The sequence below is a fragment of the Blastococcus saxobsidens genome, from assembly GCF_010682065.1.
Taxonomy (GTDB): domain Bacteria; phylum Actinomycetota; class Actinomycetes; order Mycobacteriales; family Geodermatophilaceae; genus Blastococcus; species Blastococcus saxobsidens_B.
In genome coordinates this window covers 36,128-50,936 of sequence record NZ_JAAGWG010000024.1, presented here as the reverse complement: position 1 = coordinate 50,936, position 14,809 = coordinate 36,128, and the positions used below count along the sequence as shown (strand labels likewise).

Genomic DNA, 14,809 nt, shown 5'->3' with positions numbered 1-14,809 from the left:
AGGACTGCTGAACTCAATAGGAACTTTAGTTTGACTGGACCACGCTCGACCGAAACTACAGTTTCGTCCGGTTCAAGCCGTGTACAGCCACTCCTGGACGGCGGCTCGCGCCTGGTGCCAGGCCTCTGCACCGCCGAACCGGCTCGCGATCTGTGCCGGAGAGCCGACTGCGGACAGCGGCGGAACCTGCACGACCGAGGGCGCGGCGATCTCGTCGATCCCCGCGACGGCATACCGGTCCAGGAGCAAGGTCAGGACGTCGCGGGCCTGCTCCGGGTAGGCGTCGATTTCTGCCCGGTGGCCGGAAAGGGCCCGCCTCGCCCGCTCGGCTCGCGTCATGGTGGGCAACCCCCATGCGAGGTGCAGGAGTTGGTCAACGGTGTCGACCTGCCCGTCCCCGCCTCGGCTCAACTCCTCGGCCAACCGCACCGGGTCGATGTGGTTGGTGCCGAGGAAGGTCACCACCTCCGACCGGGAGCGCGGATCGGCCCACGCCCGGAGCAGTGCCTCGGGCTCCTCGAAGCGCTCCAGGACCCGCTCGCCGGCCCAGTCCACGTAACTCACCAGTCGCGGCCGCCCGGTGGTCACGTCGTGCACCCAGAAGCCCTCGCTGGTCAGCGTCACCGGCACGCCGCGCAGCTCGAACTTCTCCCGTGGGGCTGCCTCGCCGGACTCGGGCTCGTCGCCCTCCGAGGAGCCGCCGCCGCGGTACTCCGGCTCGGGCTCGGCGACGGTGACCGACGGCTCCAGCGGTTCCCCCTCGGAACCGACGTCCGAGGATGCGACGGCACGCTCCTCGACCTCGCCTTCCGGGCTGACCGTCTCGGTAGCAGTCGCACGGAGCGGCGGCCCGTCGAACGTCGGGTCGCGGAAGAGCTCAGTGGCGCCGACGAAGTCGATGATCTCGAACTCCGTCTTGCCCTTCTCGGGATAGAGCCGGGTGCCGCGACCGATGATCTGCTTGAACTCGGCCATCGAGCCGATCGACCGGGCGAGGACCACGTACTTGAGGTCCTCGATGTCCACGCCGGTGGAGAGCAGGCTCGACGTCACGGCGATCTGGGGCACGTCCCGCTCCGGGTCCGTGAACTGCTCCAGCAGCCGGTCCTTCTCCCGCTCGGCCGACATGATCCGAGCCACCCATTCCGGGTCCCGACGGGTCCGCTCGGGCCGGAGATTGCGCAGCTCCGCGCACATGGTGAGGGCGTGCGCGGCGTCGACGCAGAAGACGACGGCGCGGTCCTCGGTGTCGCCGATGACGTCGACGATCCGCCGCGCCATGGCCGCCGTCCGGTCCGGCAACCGGAGGCGCCGCTCGTAGTCGCGGGTGCCGTACGTCCCCGCCGGGATGAGCTGGCCATGGCTGTCCCGCTGGCCATCCACGACGTCGAGCCCTTCGGCGTCGACGTCGAAGACGACGCGGCGGATCGTGTAGGGGGCGAGGAAGCCGTCCTCGATCCCCTTCTTGAGGCTGTAGGAGAAGACCGGGTTGCCGAAGTACTCGTAAGTGTCGACACCACCGTGGTCGACCGGGGTCGCGGTCAGCCCCAGCTGCACCGCCGCATCGAAGTGCTCGAGGATGCCGCGCCACTCCGAGTTCGCCCGGGCGCTGCCGCGATGGCACTCGTCGACGATCACCAGGTCGAAGAAGTCCGGCGGATAGTTCCGCAGGAGCTCACGCGCCTCGGACGCGTCAGGAGGGACGTCGGGGTCCTGGTGGGCCGTGGTCAATCCCTGGTAGGTCGCGAAGTAGATGTCCGGCGAGTGCCGGGCGTCCTTGGTGCTGACCCTGACGACAGCGTCACCGAAGACCCGCTGGAAGTTCTTGCGCATCGGATCGCTGACCAGGACGTCACGGTCGGCCAGGTACAGGACCCGGAAGTTGCGCTCCCCGGTGGTCTGCTGCGTGCGCCGTCGGTGGTTCCAGAGCTTCCACACCAGCTGGAGAGCGGTGAACGTCTTGCCCGATCCGGTGGCCATGACCAGGAGCAGGCGGCGCCGACCGCCGGCCATCGCGCACAGGACCTCGTGGATGGCCCGCCGCTGGTAGTAGCGGAGTTCCTTCACGCTGCCATCGGCGTTGAGGTGCTCACGGTTGAACGGCGACCGCAGGTACTCCTGGGCCTGCTCGCCGAGCTGACGTGAGGACACCAACAGATCCCACGCCTCGACCGGCGTTGGCACGCCGTCTACCTCCGACTGCAGGCCGGTGACGGCGTTGTACGACACCCATCCCCGGCCGTTGGTGGAGAGAGCCAGTGGTGCACCGAGCCTGTCCGCGTACCGGACCGCCTGCTGGATCCCGTCACCCGGGCGCGCCCACAGCCGCTTGGCCTCGATCACCACGAGGGGCACGCCGGGATCGATCTCCAGGACGTAGTCCGCACGCCGCTTGCGCTGGTCGGCAGGCGGCAGCCGTCCGCCGGGCAGGTCAGCCTGCACGCGGAACTGCTCGTGGACCTGGTCGTCGGCCCATCCCGCACGGGCCACGGCCGGCCGCACGTGGTCCCGACAGGTATCGGCCTCGTCGGGTCCGCCAGTGGTCACCCAGGGATCCTATTCAGTTACGAGACTCAGTCCTCACCCGTTCGGGTCGTCCAGGCGCCGACGACCCGGCCGGTCCGGGCGAAGACCTCGCTGGCGCGCTCGGCCCGGAGCGCGATCAGCAGCGCCTCGCCCTCGGCCAGCGTGGTCTCCGGGTCGTCCTCGGCGACGAGCCGGGCGGTCGCGGTGGCCCGCCGCCCCTCGACGGAGACCAGCTCGCCGGTGACCACCAGCGGCACGCCGAGGTGCACCGGCCGCCGGTAGGTGACGGTCAGGGAGGCGGTGAGCCCGCCGTGCCCGGCGCCGCGCGCGGAGCGGGCGAGCACGTGGTCCAGCAACGTGGCGACGACCCCACCGTGCACCAGCCCGGGCGGTCCCTCGAGCTTCTTGCCCACGGTCACGCGGCCGACGCACCGACCCTCGTCCGGGAAGTCCTCGACGACCATCGGCGGGGCCACCGGGCTGCCCGGCCCGTAGACCGGGCTGTACCAGCGCTGCCCGCTGTCGGGGTCGTCGACCGAGGCGATCTCGTGCACCTCGCGCAGGTCGGCCGAGAGCAGCGCCGTGAGTTCGCGGGCCGCGACGGTGGCCTCGGTCAGCCGGTCCAGCGGCACCTCGGTGCGGACGGCGGCGTCGACCAGCGCGCGCAGCGCCTCCCCCAGCTCCCCGACGGCGTCGCGACGGAGGGCCCGCTCCTCCCCGGTCAGGTCGGGGCGGTCAGCCACGGGCCATGCCGGCCTCGCGCAGCAGCGAGCTCCCGATGATCACGCGCTGCACCTCGCTGGTGCCCTCGTACAGGCGGAACAGCCGGGCGTCGCGGTAGAAGCGCTCGACCGGCGTCGTCCGCAGGTATCCCATCCCGCCGTGCACCTGCACGGCCGTGTCCACGGCCCGGCCGACCATCTCGGTGCAGAACAGCTTGGCCGACGACGGGCCGACCGAGGTGTCCTCGCCGGAGTCGTAGCGGGCGGCGACGTCGCGCACCATGCTCCGGCCGGCGAGCAGCTCGGCGTGCATGTCGGCCAGCATCGCCTGGACCAGCTGGAAGCGGCCGATGGGCGCCCCGCCCTGCTTGGCGGAGGCGGCGTAGGCGACGGACTCGTCGAGCACCCGCTGCGCCATGCCGACGCACAGCGCCGCGATGTGCAGCCGGCCGCGGGAGAGCACGGTGAGCGCCTTGGCGTAGCCGCGGCCCTCCTCGCCGATGAGGGCGTCGGCGGGCACCCGGACGTCGTCGAAGAACACCTCGCTGGTCCAGGCGCCGGCCTGACCCATCTTCTTGTCCCGGGGACCCACGGTGACGCCCGGCGTCGTGGTCTCGACGACGAAGCTGGAGATGCCGCGCCCGCCCTTCTCGGCCGGGTCGGTCCGCGCGAAGACCACGAAGAGGTCGGCCATCGGCGCGTTGGTGATGTAGCGCTTGCTGCCGTTGATCACCCAGGAGTCGCCGTCGCGGCGGGCGCTGGTGCGCAGGGCCGAGGGGTCCGAGCCGGCCTCGGCCTCGGTGAGGGCGAAGGAGCCGATCAGCTCACCGGCGGAGAGCCCCGGCAGGTACTTCTTCTTCTGGGCCTCGTCGCCGAAGCGCGCGATCACCTGGCCCGAGATGCCGTTGTTGGTGCCGAACAGCGAGCGGAAGGCCGGCGTCGTGTAGCCGAACTCCATGGCGAGCTCGACGTCCTCGCTCATGGTCACGCCCAGACCGCCGTACTCCTCGGGCAGCGCGTAACCGAACAGCCCCATCTCCGCGGCCTGCGCGCGGAGGTCGTCGGGGATGCGGTCCTCCTCCTCGATCTGCTCCTCACGGGGCAGGACCGATCCACGGATCAGCTGACGAACGGCGTCCTTGACCTGACGGAAGTCCTCGGCGTCCACGGGGCCATCGTGGCGCATGCCGCGAGACGACGGCGGCCGGGTCCCCGTCAGGAAACCCGGCCGCGCGGCGCGCAGGGGCCGAAGTGGCCACTTCGGCCCTGCGGATCAGGCGAGGGCGTCCAGGCGGGCCATGTCCTCGTCGGAGAGGCTGAGGCGCGCGGCGCCCAGGTTCTCGGTCAGGTGATCCACCGACTTGGTGCCCGGGATGGGCAGGATGACCGGGGACTTCTGGAGGAGCCAGGCCAGTGCGACCTGCGACGGCGTGGCGTCGAGCTCGCGGGCGATGTCGGCCACGGGGCTCTCCGGCGAGGCCAGGTCACCGGTCGCGATCGGGAACCACGGGATGAAGGCGATGTTCTCGGCCGTCGCGTAGTCCAGTACGTCCTGGCTCTGCCGGGTGGTGAGGTTGTAGAGGTTCTGCACGCTGACGATCTCGGTGATCTCGCGGGCAGCCTTCAGCTCCTCGACCGAGACCTCGGAGACGCCGATGTGGCGGACCTTGCCCTCGTCCTTGAGCTCGGCGAAGGCGCCCAGCTGATCGGCCAAGGGCACCTCGGCGTCGATCCGGTGCAGCTGGATGAGGTCGATGCGGTCGACCTTGAGGTGGCGCAGGGAGAGCTCGACCTGCTGCTTGAGGTAGGCCGGCCGGCCCACCGGCGTCCAGATGCCGGGGCCCTGCCGGGTCAGCCCGGCCTTGGTCGCGATGACCAGGTTCTCGGGGTAGGGGTGCAGCGCCTCCGCGATGATCTGCTCGCTGACCTCGGGGCCGTAGGAGTCGGCGGTGTCGATGAAGTCGACGCCCTGCTCGATCGCGGCCTTCACCACGCGGACGGCGGCGGCGCGGTCGGCCGGCTCGCCCCAGACGCCGGGCCCGGGGAGCTGCATGGCGCCGTAGCCGAGCCGGTGGACGGGGAGGTCTCCGCCGATGCTGAACGTGTCGCTGATCTGTGCGGTGGTCATGTGAAGGGCCAGCGCACGATCCCGCGCGTGTGTTCCCCGGTGCGTGTTCGATGTCGGGATGGGCGAGATCATCGTGCTGCGGCACGGGCAGACCGAGTGGAGCCGGACCGGGCAGCACACCGGGGCGACCGACCTGCCGCTGCTGCCCGAGGGCGAGGAGCAGGCCCGCTCGCTGCGCGCGGCGATGGCCGGGCGGGAGTTCGTCGAGGTGCGCGTCAGCCCGCTGCAGCGGGCCCGCAGGACGGCGGAGCTCGCCGGCCTGACCGCGACCGACGTCGATCGCGACCTCGTGGAGCTGGACTACGGCGGCTACGAGGGCCGGACGACGGCCGAGATCAGCGAGGAGCTGGGCCGGATGTGGTCGATCTGGCGGGACGGAACGGTCGACGCCGACGAGCCGGGTGAGTCGCTGGCCGACGTCGGTGTCCGCGTGGACCGGGTGCTGGACCGGGCCCGCGCCAGGCTCTCCGACGGCGACGTCGCCCTCGTCGCGCACGGCCACGTGCTCCGGGTGCTGACCGCCCGCTGGCTGGGCCTGCCGCCCGAGGCCGGGGCGATGTTCGCGCTCCCCGCCGGGCGGTACGGGATCCTCGGCCACGAGCACGGCCGGCCGGTGCTCAGCGGATGGGCGCTGGGCTGAGGCGGTTCAGCGGGCGCGTTCCACCGGCTGCCAGCGGCCCTCGGGCTCCTCGACCGGCGGCTCGGGCCGCACCGGGCGGCCGAACAGCCAGCCCTGACCCATGTCCGCCCCGAGCGCGGTGACCTCCTCGGCCAGCTGCTCGGTCTCGATCCCCTCGGCGACGACGACGGCGCCGAGCTGGTGGGCCAGGTCGGTGACGGCCTTGAGCACCGTGCGGGCGCCGTCGTCCGGCAGCTCCTGGACCAGCCCCTTGTCGAGCTTCACGACGTCCGGGCGGACGGCGGCCAGCAGCGACAGGCTCGACCAGCCCGCCCCGACGTCGTCCAGCGCGACCCGCCAGCCCAGCGAGCGGTAGTGCTCGAGGATCGACACGAGGTGCCCGCGGTCGGCGATGGCGTGCGACTCGACGACCTCGAACACGAGCTGCTCGGGCTCGATGCCGACCTCGTGGGCGACGCGTTCGGTGCTGGCGAGGCAGACCTGCGGCCGGAAGATCGACGTCGGGTTGAAGTTCACGAACAGGTCGTCGCCGCCCAGCCACGGCATGGCGCCGGAGATGGCCGACTCGCGACCGATGCGGTCCAGCCGGTGCAGCCAGCCGGCGGACTCGGCGACGAAGAAGAGGTCACCGCCGCCCACCTCGCGGCCGTCGACCAGCCCGCGCAGCAGCGCCTCGTGCGCGACCACGGAACGGTCGGCCAGCGACACGATCGGCTGGTAGACCGACCAGAACTCCGCCTCGGCCAGCACCCCGACCTCGACGGTGACTCCGCGCCGGGCGAGCTCGACGGCCAGCGTGGGTGCCGTGAGCAGGCGCGCGGTGAGGGCGGCGCCGTCGTCCGGCGGGTCGGTGGCCACGCGGACGGCCTCGGTCTCGGCGGCCGTGAGCTCGCGGGCCAGCCGCTGGAACAGCCTCTCCAGACCGTGCCCGCCCCGGTCGTCGACGACGTCGACCAGCTGCGGGGCGGAGTAGACGGTGAGGCCGAGCGCCTTGGCGGTCCGGGCGACGTGCGGCAGGACGTGCCCGATCGAGGTGGCGAGCAGCGCCCGCGTGGCGCGGCCCGGCACCTCCCAGTGCTGGCGGCAGCCGCAGGCCCCGCCACAGATCGTTCCCACAGGCAGAGGGTGACTCACCGGAGCGGACACGCGGGACAGGCGCGCGGCGGTATCGGAACCCACTTCCGAGGGTACGGACAGGGGATCTTCAGCCACTCCACAACTTGAATGTCTAAGGTTTGCCCATGGCCGCACTCCCCACTGTCGAAGAAGCCCGACCCAGTCGCGGCGGCCGGCCGCGCGACCCCAGCCGGGACGGCGTCATCCGCGCCGCCATCCTGCAGCTGCTCGCCGACGTGGGGTACGGCGCGCTGACCATGGACGCCGTCGCTGCGGAGGCGGGCGTGGGCAAGGCGACCATCTACCGCCGGTGGCGCACGAAGCAGGACCTCGTGGTCGACACGATCTCCGACCTGAACGCCGCCGAGGCGAACAACCCCGACACCGGCTCGCTCGAGGGCGACCTGCGGGAGATGCTGCACGCGCTCGTGGGCGTCGTGAACGGCCCGACCGGGGCGGCGACGCTGTCGCTGCTGTCCACGGTGCCGCGACACCCGGCGCTGGCCGAGGCGTTCCGCAACGGCCCGCTGTCGGTCTGGCAGCAGTCCTTCGGCACGATCTGGGAGCACGCCGAGGCGCGCGGAGAGATCGGTCCCGGCTTCCGCACCTCGGTGGCCGCCGAGACCATCAGCGCCCTGCTGGTGCAGCGCTGGCTGCTCACCGGCCGCCCCGTCGACGAGGCCTACGCCGACCAGGTGCTCGACACCGTGATCATGCCGCTGGTGCGGGCGTCCGTCTGACCAGCTGATCGAACGACGGAGGCCGGTCCACCCCGCGGGGTGGACCGGCCTCCGTCGTTCGGAGCGGGGGGATCAGCGCTTGCGGTGCCGGACCTTCTGGACGACGACGAACGTGACCAGGAGGCCGACGGCGCCGACGGTCGCCTGACCGGCCGGCGTCTGGAGGAACCGCTGCACGGCGCTCTTGCCCTGCGCCTTGAGGCGCGTCGGGCTGGTCCGGTAGGCGATCTGGTCCAGCGTGGCGGCCAGCGACTCCCGGGCCGAGTCGATCTCCAGCTGAATCTGTCGTGGGTCGCGAGGCACGGCGTCAGCCTGCCAGACGCCGCGCCGATCAGCGCGGGGACGGTCCACCGGAGCACCCGGCCGGGCTACTCCCGGATGCGGCGACGACGCCCGAGGGGTGCGGCTCCTAGACTCGGCGACCGCGCGGGAGTGGTGTAACGGCAGCCACGCCAGACTTAGGATCTGGTGCCTTCGGGCGTGGGGGTTCGAGTCCCCCCTCCCGCACGTACGGCCGACCCCGGGCCTCGTCCAGCGTCTGGCGACAGCGGCGTGCACGTGGAGCGCCTCGCTCGTGACGGGCCGCTCGGGTCCCCCGTGGGGCCGGCACACCGGTCACCAGCCGCGGGTGCCCGGCTCCCCCTTGAACGGGCCGACGACGTCGGAGGTGATCCAGCCGCCGTAGAAGTCACCGGCCTGGGCGCGCACCGGCTCCCCGTCGACCGTCGCCGACTCCAGCCGGCTGGGGTAGAAGGCGACCGCCCCGCTCAGGTGCTCGTAGCCCGCGGTCGGCTGCTCGTACGACCAGGCCACCGAGGGATGCCGCACCCCGTCGACGACGGCGTCCCAGTAGGTCGCCGCCCCCTTCCACTCGCACCACGAACCGCCCTGACCGCGCTCCAGGACACCGGGGACGACGTCGGCGACCGGCACGTAGTAGACCGGCGGGTGGCTGGTCTCGCAGACCCGGACGGCGCGGTCGGTGCTGGCGACGACCCGGCCGCCGAGCACGGCCTCCACCCGGCGGCTGGTGATCTCGGCCGACGGCGGCCGGGGGTAGTCCCACACGGACTCCTGGCCGGGGCCCACCGGGTCGGGACGGGGTGCACGCATCCACCGAGTGTGCGCCACACCGAGCAGCGGGTCCGTCCGGGTCAGCCGTCGTGCCGGACACCGCGGTCGGGTGCGCTCATGTCCCCCGTCGCAGGCGTGCCCCCGGCGAGCCCGTAGCGCAGGTACACGGTGCCCTTCGGGCTCGCGACCGGCGGTTCGAGGAGCGTGATGTTCGTCGGCACCGCGCCACCGTCGAACGCCTTCTTCCCGACGCCGAGCACGACGGGGTGCACCCACAGGTCGAGGCGGTCGAACAACCTCTCGCGCAGGAGCGTCTGCACCAGGTCCAGGCTGCCCACGACCTTGACGTGCTCGTGCCGGACCCGGACCTCGCGCACCGCGCCGGCCAGATCCGCGCCGAGCTGAGTGGACCCGGCCCACGACAGGTCGGGCCGGCCGCGGGAGGCCACGTACTTCGGCACGCTGTTGAACAGCGCGGCGATCCCGCCGTCCTCGCCACCCTCCTGGTGCGGCCAGTAGGCGGCGAAGATGTCGTACGTCCGCCGTCCGAGCAGCAGTGCGTCGGTGCCCTCGTACGCGGCACCGACCTGCGCCCCTGCGACCTCGTCGAACAGGGGCGCCTGCCAGCCGCCGAAGGGGAACCCCTCCGGGTCCTCGTCGGGGCCTCCCGGTGCCTGGCCGACGAGGTCGAGGGTCGCGAACATCTCGAGGTGGATGAGTCCCATGCCTGGCTCCTGAGGGGATCGGTCGTTCTGCCAGGGGGTGGACCAGTGCACGCCCGCGGACTCATCGCCCGGACGCGCGAGCACCTGGTGCTCCCGCCGGCGGCGCCGAGGCACGACAGCGGGCGCGGGCGCCCGGCTGCCGGAGGCGGTCAGCCCAGCTCGACGCGCAGCTCCAGCTCGGCCGCCGGCGTCGCCGGGTCGTCGTCGTCCACCACGGCGAGCAGGTGCACCTCGTCCCTCTCGACGCGGCGCAGCGCCAGCCCCTCCACCTTGTGCACGTGGCCGTCCACCTCCGGGATGGGCGCGACCGCCAGCACCGTCTCGCCGTCCAGCAGCGCGATCGCGGTGGCGACCACCGGCCCGTCGTCGACCGCGTTCGGGGTGTCCTCCGCGGCGGCGCTCAGCAGCGTCCGCCCGTCGGGCAGCGCGATCGCGTCGGTCACGGCCAGCCCGACGCCGTCGGCCTCGCCGAGCTCGTACTCCCGCGGCTGCTCCACCCGGGCCTCGGCGGCCTCCGCCCGGCCGAGGACGGCGGCTACCAGGTCCTCCAACGGCACGTCCACGCTGCCGGACCGGACGCCGGCGTTGAGGTTGCCCCGGTTGAACCACCGGACGACGTCCCCGTGGCGGCTGGCCCCTTCCAGGTTCAGGTGGTCCATGGGCAGGCCGAGGCGGGCGGCCACCACCTCGTACAGCGGGCCCAGCTCGGCGGCCCGCACGACCGGCTCGCCGCCCTCCAACCGCACCAGCACCCCACGCATGCGCCGCGGCGAGGAGCCCGAACCGAGGAGCAGGGCCGCCGGCTCGCCGTCGACCTCGGCGGGGCAGGCCACCTCGAGGTCGGGCTTGAGGTGCTTGGTGCCCGCGGCCTCGCTGAACGTGTCGTGGCCCTCGACCGCCGGCAGCACGCGGACCGGCCGCACGCCGTCGTCGCGGCGCCAGGCGGCGATCACGGAGTCGTCCTGCACGATCAGCCACCCCTCCCCCAGGGGCGCGACCCCCGAGGCTGCGGTGACCGGCGACCCGTCGTCGAACCGGAGCGTCCTGGCACTGTCCACGAAGACCCGCATCCGCGGGCAGTGCCCTCGCGGCGCCCCGCTCACGCGCAGGGCTCAGTAGTAGCCCTTCCGGCCGTCCAGCATCTCGCGCAGGAGGTCGAGGTGACCGACGTGTCGGGCGACCTCCTCCACCATGTGCCCGAGGATCCAGCGCAGCGTGAGCGTGTCGGCCCGGTGCTCGCGATTGCGCCCGCGGTCGTCGAGAGCGGCAGCCGCGACCACCGCCTCGGACGCCGCGCACTCCCGGGCGTACTCCTCCAGCAGCTGGGCCAGCGGCACCCCGTCCACCTGGAAGTCGGCGTCCGCCACGTCATCGAACTGCGGGTTGGCCGCCATGTCCCGGTCGAGGAAGAGCACCTGGAACCAGCAGTGCTCCACCCACCGCAGGTGCGACACCAGCCCGGCCACCGTCATCAGCGGGGACGTCGGCACCAACGGCTGGTGGGCGGCGGCGTCGTCCAGCCCCTCGCACTTGAGATGCACCAGCGACCGCTGCAGGTTCAGCCAGCCCAGCAGCTGGGTCCGCTCGTCGCCGTCGCCGGCCGGTCGCACGCGTGCGGGGATGGTCACGCCGCCGGACGCTAGCGCCGGCGGCGGACGTTGTCAGCGGTGATCAGGTCCAGAGGACGGCGATGAAGACGTTCAGGATGGCCAGCGCACCGGTGGTGTGGAAGAACGGCAGCGGCGACTTCGGGTCGGCCTGCCCGGCGGCTGCGGCCCGCTGCTTGCGCGCGGCCAGGAACACGGTGACGACGGCGAGCACGGTGACCACGAGCTTGACGCCGATCTTGGCGTGGTCGACGGGCAGGTCGCCGGCCTCCCGGACGCCGACCAGCGCCAGTCCCGAGGCCAGCTGCACGAGCGCGCCGATCTGCATCAGCCGGGGCTCGAAGTCCGCCTTGCGGCTCACCTGGAACAGGAACGGCCCGATGATCAGCGACAGACCGAAGATGTGGACGACGACGAGGAGAAGGCGCACGAGCTCCATGCCGGCAGGCTACTGAGCGCGCCGGTGTGCGCTGAGCCACCCTTCGACCACGCAGCGTTCACCCAGTCGGGTGGGCTCGACCGCGCGATGCTCGGGATCACCGGCCCCTGGACCGATCAGGACGCATGACCTCCAGCGCCTCCCCCAACGCCACCTGGCTGTCCGCCGCGATGGTCCGTGCCGCCGTCGTGCACCCGACCGCCGCAGCACCGGCCCGTGGACGGCACCGCGCGCCGGAGTTCGAGACCCAGGTCGCGACCCAGGAGCAGCTCGTCCGGCCGGGCCGGCACGCCGAGCCCGAGGAGGAGGACTCGCTGGACTGGCTGGGCTTCCGCTTCCGCTGACCTGCCGGGTCAGCGGGCGGTCAGCACCTCGGCCAGGACCGGCACCAGCGCGGCGAACGCCTGGCCCCGGTGGCTGCGCGCGTCCTTCTCGGCCGACGTCAGCTCCGCGGAGGTGAGCTCGAGCCCTTCCGGGACGAAGACGGGGTCGTAGCCGAAGCCGTTGCCGCCCCGCTTCTCCCGGATCACCGCGCCGCGCCACTGCCGTTCCAGCACCCGCTCGGTGCCGTCCGGGGTGACCAGTGCCGCCGCGCAGACGAAGGCCGCCCCGCGACGCCCGTCCGGGACGTCGGCCAGCTGGCCCAGCAGCAGGGCGGTGTTGGCGTCGTCGTCGCCGTGCCGACCCGACCAGCGGGCCGACAGCACGCCCGGCATCCCGTTCAGGGCGTCCACGGTGATCCCCGAGTCGTCCGCCACGGCGGGCAGCCCGGTGTACCGGACGGCCTCGCGGGCCTTGAGCAGCGCGTTCTCCGCGAAGGTCGCCCCGGTCTCGGGCGCCTCGGGGTAGTCCTCGACGTCGCGCAGCCCCACCACCTCGACGCCGGGCACCGCGCTCTCCAGCAGCCGCTGGAGCTCGGCGAGCTTGCCGGCGTTCCGGGTCGCCAGCAGCAGCCGGGTGGTCACCGATGCGCCGCGGCTGAGGACAGTGCCTTGACCTGGAGCCGGGTGAGGTCGGCGCACCCGGCGACCGCCAGGTCCAGCAGCGCGTCCAGGGTGGGCCGGTCGAAGATCGCCCCTTCCGCGGTGCCCTGCACCTCGACGAAGCCGCCGTCCCCGGTGCAGACGACGTTCATGTCGGTGCCCGCGCGCACGTCCTCCTCGTAGGCCAGGTCCAGCCGCGGCTCGCCGTCGATGACACCGACGCTGACGGCCGCGACCGACTGCACGAGCGGCTCCTTCTTGGCCAGCTTCCCGCGCTCCCCCAGCCAGGAGACGGCGTCGGCCAGCGCCACGTAGGCACCGGTGATGGCCGCGGTGCGCGTGCCGCCGTCGGCCTGCAGGACGTCGCAGTCGATGGCGATGCTGTTCTCCCCCAGGGCGCCCAGGTCGATCGAGGCGCGCAGCGAGCGGCCGATGAGCCGGCTGATCTCGTGCGTCCGGCCACCGATCTTGCCGCGCACCGACTCGCGGTCGCTGCGGGTGTGGGTGGCGCGCGGCAGCATCGAGTACTCGGCAGTGACCCAGCCCAGGCCCGAGCCCTTCCGCCAGCGCGGCACCCCCTCGGTGACGCTGGCGGCGCACAGCACCCGCGTGCGCCCGAACTCCACCAGCACCGATCCCTCGGCGTGGTCGAGCCAGTTGCGGGTGATGGTCACCGGGCGGAGCTGGTCGGCCGTGCGGCCGTCGGGGCGAGTCACGGCTCCCGAGGGTAGTGCGCGGGCCTCCGGCCTCCCGCGGGGCTGCCGCCGGGTCCGTTAGCGTCGCTCGCCATGTCCGCCACGACTCCGGAGAATCCGCGTCTGCACCGGTGGGAGAGCGTGACCGGCGGGTTCCTCACCGCCGCGGCGCTCCTGTTCCTGGCCGCTTACGCGTGGCCGATCATCGACCCCGACCTCGCCTCCCCGTGGCCCACCGTCTGCCGCTGGGTCACCTGGCTGGCCTGGGCGTGGTTCGCCGTCGACTACCTCGTGCGCCTGGGCCTGGCCCGGCACCGCCGGGCGTTCGTGCGCACCAACCTGGTCGACCTGGCGGTCATCGTCCTGCCGCTGCTCCGACCGCTGCGACTGCTTCGGCTGGTGACCCTGCTGCACGCGCTGAACCGGCACGCCGGCCAGTCGCTGCGCGGCCGCGTGGTGGTGTTCGTCGTGGGCGCCACCGGCCTGCTCATGTTCGTCGCCGCGCTCGCCGTCCTCGACGCCGAGCGCGGGCACCCCGACGGGAACATCGACGGGTTCGGGGATGCGATCTGGTGGGCCTTCGCGACCGTCACGACGGTCGGCTACGGCGACCGCTTCCCGGTCACCGTCGAGGGACGGGCGGTCGCCGCCGGCCTGATGCTCACCGGCATCGCCCTGCTCGGCGTCATCACGGCGACCTTCGCCTCCTGGCTGGTCGAGCGGGTGCAGCAGATCGGCGAGGAGACCGAGTCGGTCACCCGCAGCGACCTGCGGGCGCTCACCGAGGAGGTCGCGCGGCTGCGCGCGCTCGTGGCCGAGCGCACGGACGCGGAACGGGCCGGCGCGGACCGGACCGGCTGAGGGCCGGACCGGCTGAGGTCGTGCACCCGCCGGCGTGCCGTCGTCCCGCCCCCGAGGGCAGGATCGGGGCATGAGATCGGAGCTGCGCGCCGTCCGGACCGGTGCCGTCCCCGTCGTCGTCGACCTCACCGAGGAGTGCGCCGACTTCGTGCGGCAGGAGGGTGACGGGCTGCTGCACGTGTTCGTGCCGCACGCCACCGCCGGGCTGGCCATCCTGGAGACGGGCTCCGGCAGCGACGACGACCTGCTCGCCCAGCTCGACGAGCTCCTCCCCCGCGACGACCGCTGGCGCCACCGGCACGGCAGCCCTGGCCACGGCCGCGACCACGTGCTGCCGGCGTTCGTGCCGCCGCACGCCAGCGTGCCGGTCCTGGAGGGGCGGCTGATGCTGGGCACCTGGCAGCGGATCTGCCTGGTCGACACCAACACCGACAACCACCAGCGCCAGGTGCGCTTCTCCTTCCTCGCCGGTTGACCGTTCCTCGCCGGTCGACCGCCGCGCCCGATCATCGCCGCCCCCTTGCGGGCTCCCACCGGGGACACGGCAGGATTC

The 14,809-nt window shown here is 72.9% G+C and carries 18 protein-coding genes and 1 tRNA gene; 6 read left to right on the top strand and 13 right to left on the bottom strand.

All coding sequences use genetic code 11. The features are described 5' to 3' along the window. Positions 1 to 72 precede the first annotated feature (72 nt). From hsdR to GCU60_RS14965, 4 genes are all read right to left on the bottom strand, one after another. A complete protein-coding gene (gene hsdR, locus GCU60_RS21675) occupies positions 73 to 2,547 on the bottom strand; it encodes an EcoAI/FtnUII family type I restriction enzme subunit R (RefSeq protein ID WP_163206607.1) in 2,475 nt (824 codons plus the stop codon). Positions 2,548 to 2,573: 26 nt separating this feature from the next. Next, positions 2,574 to 3,269: a hotdog domain-containing protein gene (locus GCU60_RS21670; RefSeq protein ID WP_163206605.1), complete on the bottom strand. Its 696-nt coding sequence runs from the start codon at positions 3,267 to 3,269 to the stop codon at positions 2,574 to 2,576. After that, the gene (locus tag GCU60_RS14970; protein WP_163206603.1) at positions 3,262 to 4,416 is read right to left on the bottom strand and encodes an acyl-CoA dehydrogenase family protein; all 1,155 of its coding nucleotides are present in this window, start codon (positions 4,414 to 4,416) and stop codon (positions 3,262 to 3,264) included. The genes GCU60_RS21670 and GCU60_RS14970 overlap by 8 nt, the downstream gene beginning before the upstream one ends. A 105-nt stretch (positions 4,417 to 4,521) precedes the next feature. Beyond that, positions 4,522 to 5,376: an aldo/keto reductase gene (locus tag GCU60_RS14965; protein WP_163206602.1), complete on the bottom strand. Its 855-nt coding sequence runs from the start codon at positions 5,374 to 5,376 to the stop codon at positions 4,522 to 4,524. A 58-nt stretch (positions 5,377 to 5,434) separates the two neighbouring features. Here GCU60_RS14965 and GCU60_RS14960 point away from each other — a divergent pair, with 58 nt between their 5' ends. Continuing rightward, the gene (locus GCU60_RS14960; RefSeq protein ID WP_163206600.1) at positions 5,435 to 6,016 is read left to right on the top strand and encodes a histidine phosphatase family protein; all 582 of its coding nucleotides are present in this window, start codon (positions 5,435 to 5,437) and stop codon (positions 6,014 to 6,016) included. Between the two features lie 6 nt (positions 6,017 to 6,022). On the opposite strand, the gene GCU60_RS20445 is transcribed toward GCU60_RS14960, so the two are convergent. Continuing rightward, a complete protein-coding gene (locus GCU60_RS20445) occupies positions 6,023 to 7,132 on the bottom strand; it encodes an EAL domain-containing protein (RefSeq protein ID WP_163206598.1) in 1,110 nt (369 codons plus the stop codon). A gap of 125 nt (positions 7,133 to 7,257) precedes the next feature. Here GCU60_RS20445 and GCU60_RS14950 point away from each other — a divergent pair, with 125 nt between their 5' ends. Next, positions 7,258 to 7,872 carry a TetR/AcrR family transcriptional regulator gene (locus GCU60_RS14950; protein ID WP_163206596.1) on the top strand — a complete coding sequence of 205 codons (615 nt, stop codon included), beginning with the start codon at positions 7,258 to 7,260 and terminating at the stop codon, positions 7,870 to 7,872. 72 nt (positions 7,873 to 7,944) lie between these two features. Here GCU60_RS14950 and GCU60_RS21665 read toward each other — a convergent pair whose 3' ends face one another. After that, positions 7,945 to 8,175 carry a DUF3618 domain-containing protein gene (locus tag GCU60_RS21665; protein ID WP_163206594.1) on the bottom strand — a complete coding sequence of 77 codons (231 nt, stop codon included), beginning with the start codon at positions 8,173 to 8,175 and terminating at the stop codon, positions 7,945 to 7,947. A gap of 123 nt (positions 8,176 to 8,298) precedes the next feature. Here GCU60_RS21665 and GCU60_RS14940 point away from each other — a divergent pair. Next, positions 8,299 to 8,379 (top strand) — tRNA-Leu (locus tag GCU60_RS14940). A gap of 108 nt (positions 8,380 to 8,487) precedes the next feature. Here the strand turns inward: GCU60_RS14940 and GCU60_RS14935 are convergent. From GCU60_RS14935 to GCU60_RS14915, 5 genes are all read right to left on the bottom strand, one after another. Beyond that, positions 8,488 to 8,985, bottom strand: a complete 498-nt coding sequence (locus GCU60_RS14935; protein WP_163206592.1) for a DUF427 domain-containing protein — start codon at positions 8,983 to 8,985, stop codon at positions 8,488 to 8,490. A 41-nt stretch (positions 8,986 to 9,026) separates the two neighbouring features. Beyond that, on the bottom strand, positions 9,027 to 9,671 hold the full coding sequence (locus GCU60_RS14930) for a dihydrofolate reductase family protein (RefSeq protein ID WP_163206590.1): 645 nt from the start codon (positions 9,669 to 9,671) through the stop codon (positions 9,027 to 9,029). 149 nt (positions 9,672 to 9,820) lie between these two features. Further along, on the bottom strand, positions 9,821 to 10,729 hold the full coding sequence (locus GCU60_RS14925) for a DUF6910 family protein (RefSeq protein WP_345770617.1): 909 nt from the start codon (positions 10,727 to 10,729) through the stop codon (positions 9,821 to 9,823). A gap of 54 nt (positions 10,730 to 10,783) precedes the next feature. Then, positions 10,784 to 11,299: a DUF664 domain-containing protein gene (locus GCU60_RS14920; protein WP_163206586.1), complete on the bottom strand. Its 516-nt coding sequence runs from the start codon at positions 11,297 to 11,299 to the stop codon at positions 10,784 to 10,786. A 43-nt stretch (positions 11,300 to 11,342) separates the two neighbouring features. After that, the gene (locus tag GCU60_RS14915) at positions 11,343 to 11,717 is read right to left on the bottom strand and encodes a hypothetical protein (protein WP_163206584.1); all 375 of its coding nucleotides are present in this window, start codon (positions 11,715 to 11,717) and stop codon (positions 11,343 to 11,345) included. 125 nt (positions 11,718 to 11,842) lie between these two features. Here GCU60_RS14915 and GCU60_RS14910 point away from each other — a divergent pair, with 125 nt between their 5' ends. Then, complete coding sequence (locus tag GCU60_RS14910) at positions 11,843 to 12,061, top strand: hypothetical protein (protein ID WP_163206582.1); 219 nt, start codon at positions 11,843 to 11,845, stop codon at positions 12,059 to 12,061. Between the two features lie 9 nt (positions 12,062 to 12,070). Here GCU60_RS14910 and rdgB read toward each other — a convergent pair whose 3' ends face one another. Both rdgB and rph read right to left on the bottom strand, forming a co-directional pair. After that, a complete protein-coding gene (rdgB, locus tag GCU60_RS14905; RefSeq protein ID WP_163206580.1) occupies positions 12,071 to 12,682 on the bottom strand; it encodes an RdgB/HAM1 family non-canonical purine NTP pyrophosphatase in 612 nt (203 codons plus the stop codon). After that, positions 12,679 to 13,416, bottom strand: a complete 738-nt coding sequence (gene rph, locus GCU60_RS14900) for a ribonuclease PH (protein WP_163206577.1) — start codon at positions 13,414 to 13,416, stop codon at positions 12,679 to 12,681. Before rph ends, rdgB begins: the two co-directional genes overlap by 4 nt. Positions 13,417 to 13,488: 72 nt before the next feature. Between rph and GCU60_RS14895 the strand changes: the two genes are divergently transcribed. Together GCU60_RS14895 and GCU60_RS14890 are read left to right on the top strand one after the other, a co-directional pair. Further along, positions 13,489 to 14,256, top strand: a complete 768-nt coding sequence (locus GCU60_RS14895) for a potassium channel family protein (protein WP_163206575.1) — start codon at positions 13,489 to 13,491, stop codon at positions 14,254 to 14,256. A gap of 70 nt (positions 14,257 to 14,326) precedes the next feature. Beyond that, positions 14,327 to 14,731, top strand: a complete 405-nt coding sequence (locus tag GCU60_RS14890) for a YjbQ family protein (RefSeq protein WP_163206573.1) — start codon at positions 14,327 to 14,329, stop codon at positions 14,729 to 14,731. The last annotated feature ends 78 nt before the right edge of the window (positions 14,732 to 14,809 follow it).